The sequence below is a fragment of the Thermodesulfobium sp. genome (genome assembly GCF_053498235.1).
The window spans coordinates 1-17967 of the sequence record NZ_JBRCUV010000017.1 but is presented as its reverse complement, the minus strand read 5'-3'; the positions used below and the strand labels follow the sequence as shown (position 1 = coordinate 17967).

Below are 17967 nucleotides of genomic sequence, written 5' to 3'. Positions count from 1 at the left end.
ATTATAACACAGTTACAAACATAGAGAAAATATAAAAAAATTTAGTCAAAATTAACCCTTATTTTTCCAAAAAGAGCCAAATTTGAATCAATTACACAAACTATACCCAAAATTGGTATGTTTAGATCATATACCATCCTTTTATATTTGTCCAAAATCCTTTCAAGATCTTTAGCAGTCTTAATTTCGTTTCCTATCCTTGTAGCAGCTGCATCCGAGAGAGCACAGTTATTGCTTATTACTATTGTAGCAGAAGTCCTTCCAAAGGAAAGAGATGGACCAATAGTTGCAGAGGAGGTAGCAACTCCAATGGGTGCGGGATCCTTGCCTTGATCAACAGTTATGATAATCTTGTCCTTAAAAATCTCATCGTCAGTGTAAACTCTTATGTTTATGGGATCTTTCTTATAAATGAAGATATCTCCCCCATTTTCAACTACTATATCCTCACCACAAAAAAGTTTTTCACCAAGAACTTGGGCTATGGCACCAGCTACACACGCCATAGGTCCGACATTCATAATTTTTGAAAATTTTTTCATCATTCTTACGATATACGGTTCGTTTGGTATATTTTCCAGTGGAATTAGGGAACTTTTGAAAAAACTTTCTTTTTTTATGTGTTCAATAATATCTTTTCTGAGTTGCAATACAATATCTCTTACGTTATAATTTTTATTCTTAGAAAGAATTAAAATTTTTGATTCTTCAGCATCTATAAAGGTAGAATCTAGATCCTTTCTTAAACTTTCAATATAAAATCTTCTTTTATAATCTAAATACACTATCTATCTAAATTATTTTTATATATTAAATCTAACATGTAGGATGTCCCCATCCTTCACTATATATTCCTTACCTTCCAACCTTAAAAGACCTCTTTTCTTTGCCTCATTCATAGACCCACAGTTTATAAAGTCATCATACGAAATAACTTCCGCTCGAATAAAACCTCTTGCAATGTCAGAGTGAATTTTTCCAGCGGCATCCAGAGCACTCGATCCCTTTCTTATTTGCCAGGCTTTAACCTCATCGTGTCCAACTGTAAAAAAGGTCATATAACCCAAAAGATCATAACACGCTTGAATAAATCTCTCCAAACCAAAATTTTTTAACCCAAAACTTAAAAGCATCTCTTTAGCCTCTTCGGGTTCAAGAGCTGACAATTCTTCTTCTAGCTTTGCTGAAATTGCAAGAACCTTAGTGTTGTTTCCAAGAAATCCCATGAATTCATCCTCGATCTTGTTCGTATTAGCTAAATCTGCCTCACCAATATTAAGCAACAGAAGAAATGGCTTAAGTGTCAAAAATGAATAGTGCCTTAAATACGAAGCCTCCTCATCTGAAAGCTCTACGTCTCTAAAAAGCCTTCCTTCTTCCAATATTGGTAGGGCTTTTTTAAGAATTTCTATCTCCTTTTCTTCTCGACTATTTTTTTTCAGGCCTTTTATTGAAGTTTTTATCCTTTTTTCTACGATTGCAATATCCTCAATAATAAGTTCTTCTAAAAATTTTTTTATATCACGCTTCGGATCAATATCTGGATATATATATGGATAGGATAAAATATCAAAAGATCGGGCTACAAAGGATATAACATCTGTATTCCTCATTTCACTTATTAACTTAGGCTCTATCCCTTTTCTTAAATCAAAAGCTGGCAGCTCTTTTATTGTTATAAAAGCTGGAGTTTTTTTTACAGGTTCAAAAATTTTATTCAAGGTTTCAAGCCTTTCATCAGGGACAGGTATTCTACCTTCGTTTTCTAATTTCTGGCCGCTACTTCTCTTTAACAAGAGATTTACAACTGTGGTTTTCCCAGAGAAGGGAAAAGCGGTTATCCCAACCAAATTACTTCACCTCATATTCAAGTGTCGATACTTCCTTGCCGTTAACTAACAGAGAAACTTTATATTTTCCTACAGGCCAGCTTTTCCCTGGATTGAGCGCAACATTCGTAATCCACAGTTCCTCAGGCTTTTCGACAACTTCTGAGACTTCTGAGAAGGTAGTAGGCTCTTGATCTATGTATTGGAACCTTGCAACCAATTTATCTCCCACTGTTGCATCGGTATATTCTACCCAATAGTACAATATAGGCCAATCTTGTGGAAAAACTGCCAATTTCTCAAAACTTTCTGGGTCTTGGTTGTTGGGAGCCATTTTAGATATTCCTTGATCAACTACCTTAAAAGCATAAGCATTTGTAGGAAAAAGCAATAGGCTGAAAATCAAGAAAAAAGCAGAAAATAGAAAAATACTTTTTCTTAAGAACTTTAAAAACAACAAAATTTCATTCCCTCCTTAAAATTTAAGTTTAAAAAAAATTATCAACATAACAAATTATTACTCATCTTCCAAAGTTTGCGAAAGCATTTTAACAAACATTTGAGCTAGATATGGATCAAACTGCGTGCCACTACACCTACTTATCTCCGCCAGAGCATCCACTTTGTTCATACCCTTCCTATACGGTCTATCTGAAGTCATAGCCTCAAAAGAATCAACAATAGAAACTAACTTAGCAAGAAAGGGTATCTCATCTTGACTTAAACCGTATGGGTATCCTTTTCCATCAAATCTTTCATGATGGTACAAAACAATTTCCAAAAGCCCTGGCATAAGCTCTTCTTTGATAGATTTTAATATATTATATCCAACAACTGTATGAGATTGCATTAATATATACTCAGTTTGAGTTAATTTCCCAGGTTTCTTAAGCACGTTATCTGGAATCCCAACTTTGCCTATGTCGTGAAGCAGAGCACCAAAACCTAAAACGTCTATATCTTTTTTATCAAGTTTTAAATATTTTCCAAATTTTACTGAAAAGTCGCTAACTCTTTTAGAATGCTTTGCAGAAAAGGGATCTCTTGCATCCAACGCCTGCGCTATACTTTCAAGAGCTTCCCTATAGAGATCCTTTGAGTGTTGAATAGAAAAGGTTATTTCAATCTTCTGATTTAGAATATCATTTAAGTTCATAAAGAATTCAGAGTGAGCCGCCTTGATATCAAATGCCTTTAAATATACAATTATATTAGCATATGGCTTATTATAAATTCTCACAGGCATTATTGCTATTCTTGTTGTATCAGAGGGTAAATTTGGACAGTCTAATCTCTTTACTGGCAAAATTCTAAAGGAATTAAATGGCACAGAATAAATACAAGTTTTAGGCGTATCGTTATAATTAAATTCATCATTCAAATATATGCACCTTGCATCTAATACAAAGTTCAAGTTGTCAACCAAAAAGTTCATAGCTAAATTAATAGTATCATCAATACTCTCCATTCCAGAAAGCCTTATTGAAACGTCCCTAAAAAATGAATTCATCTTTGTAGAATCCTCTAGTATTTCCTCTCTTTCAATTCTAGACAGGTAGAGAGAAATCATATCTGATATCCTTATTAGAAATTCTCTTTGTTCTGACTGAAATACATATGGCCTGTCAAAAAATAATAAAAGTGTGCCAATAGGGATCTCATTAGAATTTAACGGAGAACAAATAACAGAGCAATAACCGCTTTTTAGTATCTCATCTGTGTATTTTAAAACTGGATTAGCACGTAAATCAAAAACTACAGAAACCCTTTTATTAAGGAAAACCTGTTGGCCAATCCAAAATTTTGGTATTTCAAGTTTGAGAAGCTTTGAATAAAGACTTTCACTTAAATTGCCCACAAAATTATTAATTATAAAATTTTGTCCACAAGAATCAATCGAAAATAATATTACAACTTTAGCTTGAGTTATTTCTTTAACTAGTTCAATAGATCTTTCAATTATCCTTTCTTTAGAGTCAAAACTATTTATATACGAAGCTACCTTCATTAAAACAGAATTGTTCTGTGCAACAAATCTAATTTCCTCCTCAGTAGCCTTTAACTGCTGTTGGGCAGCATAAAATTCATCAAGCATAACCTGAAGAGAAAATGAAAGCCTTGCGATTTCATCCTTACCCTCAAAAATCGTAAATGCCTTGCCTGATATTGGATTCTTGGAAATTTTTTCAGCCTCATCCGCCAGGTTTTCTAAGGGATAAGAAAGGTATTTGCCTACAATCAATCCAAAATAGCCCGCCAAAATAAGTAGAACAATGATTGGGAAGAAAAAATTTAAGATAAGCTTTTCAATTTTAGCAGTTATTTCGTAATTAGGATATCCACCAATAATAAAAAAGGGGGTATAATCTATCTTTTTCGAAAACATGGTAAACCGTACACCATCAATATAAGTCATGAAAAAATTTTTATTAAAAAGGTTTTCTACAGGAAAGTTAAATTTAATTGGATGATATAAGCTAATCGAGTCCATTTTCCCTGAGATGATAAAAAACTTAAAAGGTGCCTCAACTCCCTTGTTGATTTCGTCAGACAAGTAGTCAAACCATTTAGGAGATAGCGATGTAATAACAAAGCTATTAATATTATCATTACGACCAAAAATAGGATGAGTAGCTACAATCATATCCTTTGAATCGAGTTGAACTGGCCCAAACATTAGAAACGATCTGTTTTCTAAAACGGTTTTAAAGTATGGCCTTTGTGAGATGTTTTCGTGTTGAGATATAACCCCCTTTTCCCTATCTACACCTAAGATCACATCTCCCTTTGTATTAACGACTAGGACTGAGTTAAAGGCTTGATTGTTGGATAAGAAGTTTTGCAAAATTGTGTAAGTATTCTTTCCAAAATCGACTCCTGCCAAATTTGAACTTAAGTTATTTAAAGGGAGAAATATATCAGTTGAAATTTTCGAATTTATAAAATTTGATTCAATCTCTAAAACGCTCTTGAAATTAACGTTCAAAAATTCTCTGTAACTTTTAGACTGTTCATAAACCATAAAAATAAAGTTCAAAAGGATTATAATTAAAGTCAATCCGATAAAAACAAGGCTCATCTTCTTATAAAGTTTGAGCCCTGTCCAAAAACGCTTCAAGTAATTCAAAAAACCTTTAAAATATGCGATAAATGACAATAAACTTATCCACTTTGAAATAAAATTAAATTAAATAGTGAATCACTTTATTTTAAAGTATACTTGAAGCAACATCCACACCTGATTCCTTAAATATCCCAAAACGCTTTAATATATTTTCCAATGCACTAAGAAGATATAAAACGTTTTGAGGCCTTGCAGACTCGGCCATAGTTCCAAACCTAGCAATCTTTCCTTTCAACTGAGCAATCCCTAAGGCTATTTCAATGCCAAATTCTTCCAATAATATTTTTCTTAATTTCACATCTTCAATCTCAGGAGGTAGGTAAATTGCAGTTACTACTGGATTTTGAACATCCCTTTGTGCAACAAATTTAAAGCCCATAACCTCAAGTCCCTTTTGCAGAGCTAACCCAATTTTTCTGTGCCTCTCAAATCTGTTTATTAAACCTTCCTCAATTATAAGATCAAACCCCTTATTACATGCATAAAAGAGATTCACAGGGGGTGTATGGTGATATACCCTTTCCAACCAATATTTTTTTATGAGTCTGAGATCAAGATAATAGTTTCTAGGTTTCAAGGACTCCAAAACACTCTCGGCTCTTGGGCTAAAACTGATAGGAGCTACTCCTGGTGGACAACCAAGGCACTTTTGCGAACCGCTGTATACTATATCAATTCCCAATTCGTCTACAGGAACGTTAACACCACCAAGTGAGGCAACAGTATCAACCAAAGTTAAAACTTCATACTTTTTGCAAATGTCCATAATATCTTTTAGAGGTTGAAGCACACCTGTAGAGGTCTCTGCATGAACACAAGCAAAAAGCTTGGGCGAAAAACCCTTTATAGCATTTTCTACGTCGTTTGGATCAAGTGCATTTCCTTCAGGAGCGCTAACAACCTTTACCTCACAGCCAATTCTTTCTGCAATAATTCTTATCCTCTCACCAAAATGTCCTATTATCCCAACTAAAACTTTATCGCCTGGATCAAGAAAATTGATAAGCGAAGCCTCCATACCAGAAGTTCCGGTACCTGGCAAAAGCATACAAGTATTTTTAGTCTGAAATATTGTTTTAAGTTGATCCTGCAATCGATCTAATAGGGCAAAAAAAGATGGGTCAACATGACTTACAAGCGGTTTAGCCATAGCCAAAATTACTTCAGGATGAACTTCAGATGGGCCAGGACACATTAAAATACTTTTTCTGTTCATTGCGATTTGACCTCCTTAGTCAAACAAAGTCTTGTTTCTATTCTCAATTTTAGTTTTTTTTAATGATTTTGTAGAATTTAAATTTACAGAACTTTCTGAAAAGTTTTTCAATCTCTCTGAATTCTTTTTATTTTTTGAAATTTCAAACATCTCAAAAATCTCATTTGGCGATGTAGAATCAAATGGGCTTTTGTCGTATCTTATCCTCTTTGCTCTAGGAAATCTAAGTGCAAAACCTGTAGCTGCTGATAATTCAGTTAAGTTTTCGTTTAATTCACCTCTACCGACAGTATGCACAGGACTTACAGTTATTTCATCAGCCTCAACTTCAACCACTATTTTTGGTTTCACCCAAATGTCAGGGGTTATTTTTGAGATGTAATTGCTTGGTTTGGAATTTACTCTTATTTCCTCAAGGTTTTTAAGAAGCTCAACCCATTCTTCCTCAGTAAATCCTGAACCCAACTTTGCTATTGTTTCAAAACAATCCTTTTCAGGATTATATAATCCTATTAGTAAAGAACCTATTCCTAGTTTGATTCTCTGTCCTTTTCCATAAAAGTATCCCATAATAACAGCATCAATAGTATCTGAAAGAATTGACTGCTTTATAGATCTCTTAAGTTTTATCCAGTTAAAATTCCTTGAACCTGCTTGATATACTCCATCTAATCTTTTTACCATCACTCCTTCCATGCCTTCAGAAACATATTTTTCAAATAAATTCCTTATCATCTCAGGGTTATTAACCTCATATGAATCAGCTATTACAATAGTGTCATTTTTGGCTATGACTTCGTTTAAAATTTTCTTTCTCTCAAACAAAGGATGTGAGGTAATATCGAGATCGTCTTTATAAAGCAAATCAAATATTTCTAACCTCAACGGAAATTTTGCTGCAATTTTCAAAATGTTATGTTTTCGCTTCCTCTGAACAGTTATTTGAAAGGGCATGAAGCGAAGAGTCTTGGGGTCAAAGCTAATTGCTTCACCCTCAAAAATACAATTTTTTGCAGTGCAGCATTTTATTGTAGCCTCAACAATCTCTGGGAACATATAAGTATTATCTTCAAGGTTTCTTGAATAGATTTTAACTTTATCGTCAATTTTGTGTACCTGACATCTAAATCCGTCAAATTTTGGTTCTACAATACATCTGCCAAGTTTATTGAAGATCTCTTCTGGGCTCTCCATCCTTTCAGCCAATGCCATTCTTATAGGATTTCCAACAATTGGGTGCACAAAATCAAGGGCCTCTTCTCCATCTTTAAACAAGATATATGCCACATAACCAAGGTCAGAGGTTAAGTTATAACATCGCTCAATCTTTGGTTTTAGATCCTTGCTCTTGACTTTAGCAAAAGATAAAGCTTCTATTACAGTGGCGTCCTGAGCTCCCAATCTAAGCCTACCAAGTATGATCCTTACTAAATATAGTGCCTCAAGTGAACTCGACTTATCGAAAATCTCAGTCAAGAGCTCTATCTTTTTGTCTTGAGAATTGGGTCCTGAGGTAGCAGCTATAGTCTTAAGATAGTTAAAGACTTCATAGAGGCTTAAACTACTGTTTTTTTCACTTACTATATTTTTTGCTACCAATCCAAGATCTCCTAATTCTTTATACATATCTTCTATCTCAACCCTAAACCCACCGTAAATCCTAAACAAAGACTCAATGATAAATTTTTCACCAACGCCAAAATCAACAGCATCAAAGGACGGTCCTGTTCTTCCAGATAGAAGATAAATTGCAATTTTGATATCTTCAGGAGAAATCCTCTCAAAATATTCTGCTAGTATTTCCATCATTTTTAGTCTTGATGTCTCTTTCTCAAGCTTTTCAAAAACTTGAGCTAAAGAAACAAAGCTAGAACTTGTAATCCGACTAGATTCATCTTTCGCTAAGTTGTTGGTTTTTTTTATTTCTTTTGACATTTATTAACCTTTTTTACAATAAATTTTTTAGAAATATTACTTATTATTTTCAACATTAGCTTCCTTTATTACCTTTTCAGCAACTAGGGGTGGCGCCTCTTCAAAGTGATCAAATCTTGTCACAAACGAACCTCTACCCTGAGTAATAGATCTTAAATCCATCGCATAACTTACAATTTCACTTTGGGGTACATAGGCCTTTATTACGGTTTCTGAATCCTTCAAAGAATCCATTCCCTGAATTCTTCCTCTCTTTGAATTTAAATCTCCTAAGACGTCACCAGTAAAGTCTTTCGGGACTGTTACTTCAATATAATTTATAGGTTCTAGTAAAACTGGTTTTGCCTTTTCCATAGCTTTTTTGAAAGCAAGATGCGCAGCCATTTTGAAAGATAATTCGTTAGAATCTACCTCATGGTAAGAACCATCTATTAAGATTGCCTTAAGGCCTATAACAGGATAACCAGCCAAATATCCGTTGCTCAAGACTTCACGAAGTCCCTTCTCTACAGCTGGCACGTACTGTTTTGGAACAACTCCTCCTACAATTTGGCTCTCGAAAACAAATTCTTCTTCGTAACTAATAGGCTCAAATTTTATTATGACATGACCGTATTGACCGTGTCCACCAGTTTGTTTTTTGTGTTTCCCTTCTGCTACAACTGGAATCTTGATAGCCTCCCTGTAAGCGACTTTCGGCTTTACAAGAGAACCCTGTATCTTAAACCTTCTCTTTACCTTCTCCATTAGAACGTCCATCTGAATATCTCCTAATCCACCTAGTAAAAATTCACCTGTCTCAGGGCTTTTCCCATAAAACATCGAGGGATCTTCTTCGATAAATTTCATAATTGCAGAACCTAGCTTATCCTCATCTCCTTTTACTTTAGGGTAAACTCCCATATAAAAGGTTGGTTTAGGAAAATCTATCTTTTCTGGTTCACATTTAAGTTTAGACCTAGAAAGTGTATCATTGGTAGTTGTAAACTGGAGTTTAGAAAAGGTAATTATATCACCACAATCAGCTTCCTTAGTAATAGTTGGTTCTTTACCAAACGGAAAACTAACACTAGCTATTCTCTCTTCTTGTTGTTTTGTAACGTTATACAAAACAGAATCTCCTTTATAAGAACCATTTAAAATCTTTGCAAAACTCACTTTTCCAACAAATGGGTCAAGCACTGTTTTAAAAATTTGTATTATAAGGTCAGAATCAGCGCCAATTGAGAAATCCTTTTCTTCACCATCACAATAAAGTCTTATAACTTCCCTTTCGTTATAACTTGGGAAATAGTAACCAAAAGCCCTAACTAATTGTGCTATGCCATAACCTTTTACAGAAGAAACAGGCAGCACTAATGCAGTCTTTCCTTGTTTTACTGCATTCTTCAAACTAGTAACGATTTCTTCTTCACTTAAGTCTATCCCAGCCAGATATTTTTCTAATATTGCATCATCACCTTCAGCTGCAGCTTCTTTAAGCCTTTCTTGTTCTTCTTCGATTTTTGATTCCAGTTCCTTAGGATATGAATCCTCAATATGAAATTTGAAATCAGCATCGTAAACTATACTTTTTTTACTCATTACATGAACCATGCCTTTAAACTCGCTTGCATTACCGAAAGGCAGATACATACAGGCAAAGTTAAATCCTAAAGATCTTGACCTTAGTTCATTTATAGCATTGAAAAAATCCGATCCCTCTTTGTCCATTTTGTTTACCGCTATCATAAAGGGTTTTGGGTTACTCTTAAGTCTCTTTAGGATTTTTTCAATTCCTACCTCAAGCGAACTCGTAGCGTTTACCACCAAAACCAGAGCATCTGATACGCTTTCTGCGGCTCTAACATCACTTTCAAAATCAAAGAAACCTGGTGTATCTATAATGTTATACTTCACATTCTCCTCTTCAAAACTCACAACAGAAAGTGCAAGAGTCATCTTCCTTTTTATTTCTTCCACATCATAATCCGTTATTGTATTCCCCGCATCTACCGAACCCAATCTTGAAATTTTTTTAGCATGAAATAAAAGTGCCTCAGTTAGCGATGTTTTCCCTGCCCCAACGTGAGAGGCCAAACTGATTGTTTTGATAGTTTTCCCCATATTACCATCCCTTTCAAATTTTATTAAAATTTTAATTTATTAATTTATATTAATTTCAAAATTTAAAAGTGAGATTCTTTATATTCTGCATATTTATAAATTCCCCAAAGAGTAAGATGAGGAAAGTACGGCCACGACAGTTCGCTTTCAAAAAACCTTGCACTTCCACCAGTTAAAACAGTTGTAAATTCACCAAATTTTTCATGCCATGACCTAACAATACCCTCAAGCCCAAAAACTGTAGAATAAAATATACCGTTATTTAGCGCATCGCTTGTATTCTTTGAAGGAACATTTTTATGGCTTATAGCAATATCCACTTTTGGCAGTTGTGGCAAAAATATAGCCATTGATTTACAAATTAAATCCAATCCTGGCATTATAAAACCACCTTTATATACATTATCCTTCATCAAGTCAACTGTAATTGCTGTTCCCATGTCCACAACGCAAACCTTATCACCATAGAAGAGTGATGCTCCAAGAGAGTGCAACAATCTATCTATGCCTATCATATCTATGTTATACTCAACCTCAATTATGCCAACAAGATCCTTTGGTCTAATAATATTTACAAAAAAGGATCGTGAATTTAAAAAGGATAAGACTTGCTCTTCAATAGCCAAATTTACTGAAGAAACAAAACATACAGTCTTGTTATCAATCATGTTCTCTTTTAACCAATTATCAAGTATATGAGTTTTCAATTTGTTATCAACAAAAATTTCATCTAGCCCGAGAGCACAGTAGTACTTCATGCACGAATCTTCAAAATAAGAACATTTAAGTCTAGAATTACCTATATCGAAAGCCAATATTGCAAACTTTTTTTCAGTAGGTACATATCTATCATTAAATTTTCTAATACCAATTTTCACAAAATATCAGTCGCCTCTTTTAAAAGTTAACTTATATGAATGTAACAATGTCATCAAGTACGATATCGTTGACTCAGCCCCCATATTTTTGTTAACGCCTTGTGGTTCCAAACCATCATAACAGCCGCCAGTTTCAACCTTTGCAACGGGGCAAAATGAGTCGTTCTCCCCCAAAAACCACCTTAAAGCTTTCATTGCAGTATTATAAAAGTATTTATCACCAGTTTGAAAATATGCATCTATACAAGCGCAAGAAATACTGCTTAGTTCTATTGGTTGTTGATCAAATTGAGCCTTTTGTGCACCTCTTGGATACCATCCTCTATTTCCTATAATGCTCAGGTATTCAGTTTCCGGATTTGTCTGAATCTCAATAAGCCACTTTAAGCTTTTGATACCCAATTCAATCATCTCATCGTTACCTAATTGTTGACCCGCTCTAATTAAGGCTTGTGGTTGTCTTGCATTGTCATAGGTTAAGATGTCCTCAGGAAAAATCCAATCATCAGAAATATTACTCTTATAAAGAGCAAATAACTTATCAGAAAGATCAATCAAAATATCTTTGATTTCTTTTGCCCCAGGATATGTTCTAACAAATTTATCGCATGCTATAATTGAGAGACTAATTCCTCTTACTGAAGTAAAATTCACAACTTGTTTAATACCCTTTTCGAAAATAGTAGCACAAATAGGGATTAATTCTGGCACTGCTGGCCATTGTATGGCGGTGGATAATGCAAGGAGAGTTCTAGCATGAGCATCTTCGCTAAAATCATCGATCCAAGTTCTGTCATATCTTAAGAAGTTCAAAAATTTCCCACTTTTCTCATCAAACGCATTGTGAATAAAGGACAAAAATCGATACAAGAGGTATAGTATGCTCTGATCCTTGAAAAGTTCATAATATAAAATAAGTGCCATAAAAGCTCTGGCATTATCATCAATACAATAACCGTGATTCCTATTCGGCATATTATACAAAGCGTGTTGCAGTATACCTGTTTCATCAGTTAAGAATTTTAAATGCGCAAGGTGAACAGGAGGAAGTTTTATCTGAAGATTTTCTTTTTCAAATATATCCTTCTCTAAAACGTAGACAAAATTCTTTTCTTTTGAATAAGACCTAATTGCCTCATCAAAAAGTTCAAGATATTCTCTAGAAACATTCTTCCATATCATCTTCCTGCCAAAATCATAGGCATTCTTTCTTAACCTATTTCTATAAGGGACATCAGTTAAAAGCCTTCTTAAAGCGCTAGACAAAGCATCGCTATCTCTAAAGGGGACAAGAATACCTCTTTCGTCTTGCAACATCTCTTGAGCGTACCAATAGGGAGTAGAAATTATAGCCTTTCCAGCAGCAATAGCATAGGTTAGAGTTCCTGAAACTATCTGCTCTATAGATAGATAAGGTGTTAGATATATATCAGCCATAATCAAAAAGTTCATTAGCTCTTCAAATGACACATACCTATCGATAAAAATTACATTATCGGCTATACCTTCTTCATACGCTAACTTCTGTAACCCAACTCTATAACTTTCACCATAAATCCTTTTTACTTCTGGATGCGTAGCGCCTAATACTACATATACGGCATTCGGATAATCATTATGAACCTTACTAAGCGCCTCTATCCCATATTCAATTCCCTTGCTAGGCCCTAAAAGACCAAAGGTCAGTATAACAGTTTTTCCTTCAAGATTTAACATATCTTTGTAGTAAGATGGATCCATAAATGGAACATCTGGAGCTCCATGATAAATCATAGACATCTTTTCAGTAGGAATTCTGTAAACTCTTTCTAAAATCTCCTGAGCCTTTTGAGCACAAACAACAATTCTTGATGAGAGGGCACAAACTTCCTCTAAGACCTCTTTCTGATATTCTGCTGGCTTTTCTAAAACAGTATGCAACGTTGTTACAACAGGTTTTTTCAAATTTTTTAAAAAGTCAAGCACATAAGAGCCGTGCTCGCCTCCATATATTCCAAATTCATGTTGAAGGCTTACTACGTTGACGTTTGAAATATTTATAAATTCAGCTGCTTTTATATAATCTGTTTTAAACTTTTCTCTAATATCAAAGAAAACTTCCTTCGGATATGAGTAGACCCCATTCGACATAGCAACTACCCTGACATATCTATTTTCAAAGGCATCATCTGGATACCATTCTGCAACAGATTTTGCAATATCATTGGTAAACGTAGCAATACCACAAAGCCTAGGGATATACGTACCAACAAAAGCCACATTAAAATCAGGCGTTATGCCTTTTGAAGTACCTCTCATAGCGAATAGAAAGTCCTTCCAATTTTTTGGTCTTCCTTAATAAAATCAAGAATATCATCTATAGTCGAGAAGGCTACACAAGTTGAAGTGTCTGCACCTCCATAATAAAGCTTTATCTCCCTTGTCTGGTCATCGCAAATAGCGCCGCATGGAAAACATACCCCAGGCACATCACCAACCAATTCGTATGGAGTTTCAGGAGCGAGCACCCATCTGTTGGTTCTACAAATGAGTTTTGTAGGATCGTCTAAGTCAAACAAAGCCAATCCTACCCTATAAAGAGAACCAGAAGCAGTTGTTCTAACACCATGATAGATTAAAAGCCACCCTTCAGGCGTTTCAATCGGTGGTGGTCCCATACCTACCCTTGTACAATCCCACCAACCCTCGCGAACAGGAATAATACAAGTATGATCTCCATAATGCTTCAAATCAGGAGTAAAGGAAAGCCATATTTCTGCTCTTCCTCTCGCATATGGCCTATGAATCAAAGCCCATCTGCCATTGAATCTTTTTGGATAGAACGCACCGTCTTTATTGTCCGGATAAAATAGATTTCCGTGTCTACAAATTCTCTCAAAGTCTCTAGTGGTTACCAAAGAGAGTTGCGGTCCACCCGGCGCAAAGGAAACATATGTTAAATAATATTGTTCGAACTCCTCCATATACGTTATTCTTGGATCCTCTAATCCCCAAAACTGCTCTCCCATCTGTGGTTCATGAATCATAAAGGGCTTATCATCAATTTTCCAGTTGTTAATACCATCTTCGCTAAAAGCTCTTATAAGGTAAGAAAAACCTCTTTGTTCTTCAACCCTTAAAACAAGAATAACTTTATTTTCGAACTTTGCAGCAGCAGGATTGAACACAGTATGTGCTTCACATGAAATATCTTCTGCTGTAATGATTGGATTGCCTTCATATCTTTTAAAAAGAGCATGAGTACCCATAAATCACCCCATCTTTGCTGATATGTGATAGAATTAATTAATTTTATCATATATATTAAAGTTATATTAAAGTTGAGAGTTTATTCTTTCAATGATAATTAGAAATCGCAAAAGCAAAATGCAAAAGTAATTCAAGCATCCTTTTAAAAACAATACCTTTGCTGCCTACTACCTCAGCAAGATATTCGGGATACTATATAAACCGACTAGTCGGTTTACAAAAAATGAATATATTGTTATTATATTCGTATGAAGACAAAAAAATCTTCCAATACAAAAAACAAGATATTGAAAAGTGCCCTATCTCTTTTTTCAAACAAGGGATATCACTCTACAAACGTTGATGAGATAGTCGAAAATGCAAATACCTCTAAGGGAGCATTTTACTTTCACTTCCCAGGAAAAAGAGATCTAGTAATAAAACTGGTAGAAGAATTAAGCGATCAATTGGTCAAGAAAATAGAACACAAAGCTAAAGGGAGCAATTTCGAAGAAATTTTTAAATCTGCTCTGAAAGAGGGTTTTAGAATACTAGAAAAATACAAAGAACTAACAAAGTTTGTATTTATTGAAACCTTTAGCCTTGGCCCACAGTTCGAAGAAGAAAGATTTGTCATCAGAAAAAAATTGGAAAAGTTATTTTACAATATGCTTTCTGACCAAGAAATGGCGGAAAACGAAAAGCACATTCTAATAACCATCATTGTAGGATCAATTACAGAACTTGTCATAGATTCAATTGTAAACGATAAATCCTTACTTGATTTATCAGATATGTTTATTGAAAAACTATTAAAGTTAATAAAAAAATAACTAATTTTAGGAGGTTTTTAATGAAATTAACAATTGCACACAGCCCGGATCCGGACGATGCCTTTATGTTTTATGCGTTAACTCATGGGAAAATTTCATCAAAATACGAGTTAGAAGAAACACTATCAGATATAGAAACCCTTAACAAAGAGGCAAAAAATGGCAAGTATCACATTAGCGCAATTTCTTATCACGCTCTTCCATATGTTACAGATAAATACGACCTTATGAGTGTAGGCTCAAGTGTAGGAAACAAATACGGTCCAATACTTATCTCTAAAAAACCTCTATCAACTCTTGAAAACAAGGTAATCGCGCTTCCAGGAGAGCTAACTACAGCAACCTTGGTCTTTCGCATATATTCACAAAATCACAAAGAGGTGTTTGTTCCATTCGATCAAATAATGGAGAAAGTAATAAATTCAGAAGTAGATGCAGGATTACTAATTCATGAAGGACAACTTTCGTACAAAAATATGGACTTGAAAAAGGTAGTAGACCTTGGAGAATGGTGGTATGAGAAATATAAATTGCCCTTACCTTTAGGCGGAAACGTAATTCACAAAAGTTTGAAAAGCGAAAGAAATACAATAACTAACCTCTTGAGAAAGTCTATAGAGTGGGGCAAAGCAAATCCTAACGAAGCACTAGCCTACGCCATGAAATACGGAAGAGATCTAAATCTCGAAATGGGAGAGAAGTTTGTAAATATGTACGTTAATGATTTTACGGTAAAGTTTTCGGAAAGTTTATATAAATCTTTAAACGTATTATACAAACTCGCATATGAAAAATCTTTAATTCCTTGTATTCCGAATATACCAGAGGATATATTAAATGAATAATGTAGCATTGAAAGATTTATTGAATAACCCTCTAGATCTCTTTAATGAAGCACACAAGAAAAGGTTTTCTCTCTATGGCAAAAACGTTTTCTTCGCAAAAAATATACATCTAAACCTGACCAATATTTGTATAGAAAGATGTGGATTCTGTCCTTTTGCTAGAAACAAAGGTGATTTTGACGCATACAAGTTAACGCCAGATGATGTCGTCTTAAAACTTAAAGATTTACGCTGGTTAAGCGAAGTTCATATTACTTCAGGACTTAATCCAGATTTAAAGTGGAAAGAAGTTCTTAAAATTTTAGATTCCATCAAAATGACATTACCAAAAGTCACCATAAAATCTCTTACTGCAGTAGAAGTAGAGTTCTACGCAAAGGAAGAAGGTAAACCAATAGAGAAAATAATAGAAGATCTCTTAGATCACGGTAGTATATCTCTTACTGGTGGCGGAGCAGAAATATTAAAAGATGACATGAGAAAAAGGCTCCTCACAAAAAAGACATCTCCAGAAATGTGGCTCAAAATTCACGAAACTGCTCACAAACTCGGCTTAAAATCAAACGCAACGATGTTATACGGCCACTTTGAGACTTTTGAGGACATATTGGATCATTTAAACCTTATAGAGAGACTACAAGAAAAAACTGGAGGCTTCCAGGCATTTATTCCTCTAAAGTTTCAACCATTAAATACAAAGTTTCAGCACATAAAGCCAGCAACGAGCATTAAAACGCTTCAAGTTATAGCTATTTCACGTCTGGTTTTATCTATTCCCCACATAAAAGCATACTGGCCTTCAATAGGCCAGGATACAGCCCTAATGGCGCTTTGGGCAGGAGCAGACGACCTTGAAGGCACCCTGGTAGACGAGAAGATTATGCATGAAGGCGGTTCAACTGAGCCAGGAGGGCTTTCAGATGAAAGCCTAAAAAATATGATTACAGAAATTGGGCTCATACCCGTTGAAAGAAACTCTATTTATGAAAGAGTGTAATTATAAAAAACTCTTAAAATTAAAAAACAGGTGATAAAAATGCCAGCAAATGAGGTTTTCTTAAGGTTTGGCTTGATAAAATTTTATAACTTCTTGCCTGTAAGACTTGGATTTGAAAAAATTGGTTATAAACTTTTTCTATCAGATCCCGCAACTTTAAATAAAATGTTATTGAACAATGAATTAGATATTGCTACTATATCATCCGTAACTTGGATTAATAACCAGGATTTACTTAAGCCAATTTTGCCCTTTGGCCTTTCTTGTTATGGTCCTGTTATGAGCACTTTTCTCATCTCAGATGAGCCAATAGAAGCCCTTGATAAAAAGATAATTAAGTTATCAAACACATCAAACACTATTAACACGATTGTAATGTGTATATTAAGAAAGTTCTACAAAATTGAACCAATTTTCTCAAGCAATTCTGACAACTTCTGTGCTCAAGTAATTATTGGTGATGATGCGTTAAACTTCATGGAGAACAAAAATAAAAATTTCATATACGATGTATCTGAACTCTGGAGAAAGCACACAAATTTACCTACAGTTTTCTCACTACTCGCTGCAAGAAAAGACATCAAAAACGATCTCTTATTAGATTTTATAAAGGTTTATTCGCTTGCTTTAAAGTTTGCCGAAGTTGAAAAAGATAACTTAGATTGGAAATATAAAAATACATCTTTAAAAGAGTATTATTCAAATATGTCATATATTCTCGACACAAATGATTTAAAGGGTTTATTTGAACTTGAAAGATTAATAACAACATCATAGTAACCCGAGCATCTTGCTCGGGAGGTGTTAAGGAGTTCTTAGAGTAACCCGAGCATCTTGCTCGGGAGGTGTTAAGGAGTTCTTAGAGTAACCCGAGCATCTTGCTCGGGAGGTGTTAAGGAGTTCTTAGAGTAAACCGAGCATCTTGCTCGGGAGGTGTTAAGGAGTGCTTATGATAAGAAAACGAATAAGTGTACAC

General features: G+C 34.6%; 14 protein-coding genes. 4 read left to right on the top strand and 10 right to left on the bottom strand.

The window, feature by feature from the left end:
- Positions 1 to 41: 41 nt before the first annotated feature.
- From ACWIUX_RS01865 to ACWIUX_RS01820, 10 genes are all read right to left on the bottom strand, one after another.
- Positions 42 to 785: a UPF0280 family protein gene (locus tag ACWIUX_RS01865; RefSeq protein WP_448589026.1), complete on the bottom strand. Its 744-nt coding sequence runs from the start codon at positions 783 to 785 to the stop codon at positions 42 to 44.
- An 18-nt stretch (positions 786 to 803) separates the two neighbouring features.
- Complete coding sequence (locus tag ACWIUX_RS01860; protein WP_448589025.1) at positions 804 to 1850, bottom strand: DUF933 domain-containing protein; 1047 nt, start codon at positions 1848 to 1850, stop codon at positions 804 to 806.
- A gap of 1 nt (position 1851) precedes the next feature.
- A complete protein-coding gene (locus tag ACWIUX_RS01855) occupies positions 1852 to 2289 on the bottom strand; it encodes a hypothetical protein (protein WP_448589024.1) in 438 nt (145 codons plus the stop codon).
- A 57-nt stretch (positions 2290 to 2346) separates the two neighbouring features.
- On the bottom strand, positions 2347 to 4986 hold the full coding sequence (locus ACWIUX_RS01850; RefSeq protein ID WP_448589023.1) for an HD domain-containing phosphohydrolase: 2640 nt from the start codon (positions 4984 to 4986) through the stop codon (positions 2347 to 2349).
- Positions 4987 to 5038: 52 nt separating this feature from the next.
- A complete protein-coding gene (locus tag ACWIUX_RS01845) occupies positions 5039 to 6169 on the bottom strand; it encodes a pyridoxal-phosphate-dependent aminotransferase family protein (RefSeq protein WP_448589022.1) in 1131 nt (376 codons plus the stop codon).
- Between the two features lie 15 nt (positions 6170 to 6184).
- Positions 6185 to 8104 carry an ATP-dependent DNA ligase gene (locus ACWIUX_RS01840; RefSeq protein WP_448589021.1) on the bottom strand — a complete coding sequence of 640 codons (1920 nt, stop codon included), beginning with the start codon at positions 8102 to 8104 and terminating at the stop codon, positions 6185 to 6187.
- 36 nt (positions 8105 to 8140) lie between these two features.
- Positions 8141 to 10210: an elongation factor G gene (locus ACWIUX_RS01835; RefSeq protein WP_448589020.1), complete on the bottom strand. Its 2070-nt coding sequence runs from the start codon at positions 10208 to 10210 to the stop codon at positions 8141 to 8143.
- A 62-nt stretch (positions 10211 to 10272) separates the two neighbouring features.
- Entirely contained in the window at positions 10273 to 11088 is an 816-nt protein-coding gene (locus tag ACWIUX_RS01830) for a type III pantothenate kinase (protein ID WP_448589019.1), read from the bottom strand.
- A gap of 6 nt (positions 11089 to 11094) precedes the next feature.
- Positions 11095 to 13386, bottom strand: coding sequence for a glycosyltransferase family 4 protein (locus tag ACWIUX_RS01825; RefSeq protein ID WP_448589018.1), 2292 nt, complete (start codon positions 13384 to 13386; stop codon positions 11095 to 11097).
- Positions 13383 to 14336, bottom strand: a complete 954-nt coding sequence (locus ACWIUX_RS01820) for a glycoside hydrolase family 130 protein (protein WP_448589017.1) — start codon at positions 14334 to 14336, stop codon at positions 13383 to 13385. Before ACWIUX_RS01820 ends, ACWIUX_RS01825 begins: the two co-directional genes overlap by 4 nt.
- Positions 14337 to 14585: 249 nt before the next feature.
- Between ACWIUX_RS01820 and ACWIUX_RS01815 the strand changes: the two genes are divergently transcribed.
- The 4 genes from ACWIUX_RS01815 to ACWIUX_RS01800 are packed head-to-tail and all read left to right on the top strand — an operon-like array spanning position 14586 to position 17768.
- A complete protein-coding gene (locus ACWIUX_RS01815) occupies positions 14586 to 15149 on the top strand; it encodes a TetR/AcrR family transcriptional regulator (protein ID WP_448589016.1) in 564 nt (187 codons plus the stop codon).
- Between the two features lie 20 nt (positions 15150 to 15169).
- The gene (locus ACWIUX_RS01810; RefSeq protein ID WP_448589015.1) at positions 15170 to 15994 is read left to right on the top strand and encodes an MqnA/MqnD/SBP family protein; all 825 of its coding nucleotides are present in this window, start codon (positions 15170 to 15172) and stop codon (positions 15992 to 15994) included.
- A complete protein-coding gene (locus ACWIUX_RS01805) occupies positions 15987 to 16991 on the top strand; it encodes a CofH family radical SAM protein (RefSeq protein WP_448589014.1) in 1005 nt (334 codons plus the stop codon). Before ACWIUX_RS01810 ends, ACWIUX_RS01805 begins: the two co-directional genes overlap by 8 nt.
- Before the next feature lie 39 nt (positions 16992 to 17030).
- On the top strand, positions 17031 to 17768 hold the full coding sequence (locus ACWIUX_RS01800) for a menaquinone biosynthesis protein (RefSeq protein ID WP_448589013.1): 738 nt from the start codon (positions 17031 to 17033) through the stop codon (positions 17766 to 17768).
- The last annotated feature ends 199 nt before the right edge of the window (positions 17769 to 17967 follow it).